This is a genomic window from Mesorhizobium sp. P5_C1 (assembly GCF_054049815.1).
In genome coordinates this window covers 1-1,143 of sequence record NZ_JBFULQ010001040.1, presented here as the reverse complement: position 1 = coordinate 1,143, position 1,143 = coordinate 1, and the positions used below count along the sequence as shown (strand labels likewise).

Here is a 1,143-nt window from a genome sequence, read left to right as displayed (position 1 = left end):
CCTCTACGACGCGATGTTGGAGCTTTATCCCAACCGCGCCAATCCGGGCTCGCTCTGGGGCGGTGCGCAAGCCGCCAAGAAGCTTGACTGATTGCCAAATTGCGCAGCGCGAAGACAAGGCTCCTTTCCCCAAAGCCAGCGCAGGCGTTCTCGTGGTGGTCCAGACCGCGGTATCCTCTTGCTGCCAGAGAGACCGCCAGACCGATAGCCGCAAAAGCTATAGGCACTCTCCAGCCCCTGCCATCGTCCATAGGCCAAACGCTTGGCATGGCGCGACGTGTACTGTGAACTGTGTCGACTCGCACCCCTCCTGCGGTATGCCCGGGTCGTTCGTCCAGCGCCCTTTTCACCTGTGGCGCGGGCCTTTTCGAGGCAATCCTGTGGTTCCAACTCGGCCGCCGTAGTGCGCTTACCGTGCTTCGCGTTGCGGTATGCCGCAGCGCCGCAAGGAAGAAAGCATCGCAACCACCGCACCCGACTCGAAGCTTGCCAAGCCGCGGTGACCGGAATGCACCGTACCTCAAACATTCACACCAACGTATGGTCCGGATATCCATTCGTCTGGGCTGCGTATCCAGTAGAACAATGGCCGCCTCGAGACCTATACGGCAATATCCACATCAATGGTCGCACGCACAGCCAATACGGTAGCGACAGTTTTCAGAGCCTTGGCTGTTAAAGGCCTTGCTGCAAGGTGTGCCGCGTAATGCAGGCCAGCTGAGCCATCGGATTCGGAGCAACAGGCATACCAGCTTGAGCCACCTTGCAGGAGTGCGATGAGTATTGCTGTCGTGCGACATCCGACCATCGTCGCAGGATTTCCTCCTGCGTCCTGGGCGTTCGCGCTCAGGATCTGGGTGGCCATCGTCGCGGCCCTCTATACGAGCTTTTGGCTCGAGCTGCAGTCGCCATCTACGGCGGCGCTGACAGTCACCGTTCTGGCACTCCCCACTCGCGGCCAAGGTATGGAAAAGGCCGCCTTCCGGCTGATCGCGACCGTGCTCGGCGTCATGGCGTCGGTCGCCATCGTCGGGCTCTTCGCCCAAAGCGGCGGAATCATGCTCGCCGCGTTCGCCGCATGGATCGGGCTGTGTGTCTACACGGCAGGATTGCTGGACGGCAACCGCGCTTACGCTGCAGCAC

1 protein-coding gene is annotated in these 1,143 nt (G+C 61.1%); it reads left to right on the top strand.

Features of this window, described 5'->3' with window-relative positions; all coding sequences use genetic code 11:
• Positions 1-776: 776 nt before the first annotated feature.
• A partial coding sequence (locus ACXJ7R_RS33710; protein WP_457155567.1) for an FUSC family protein occupies positions 777-1,143 on the top strand: 367 nt, incomplete at its 3' end.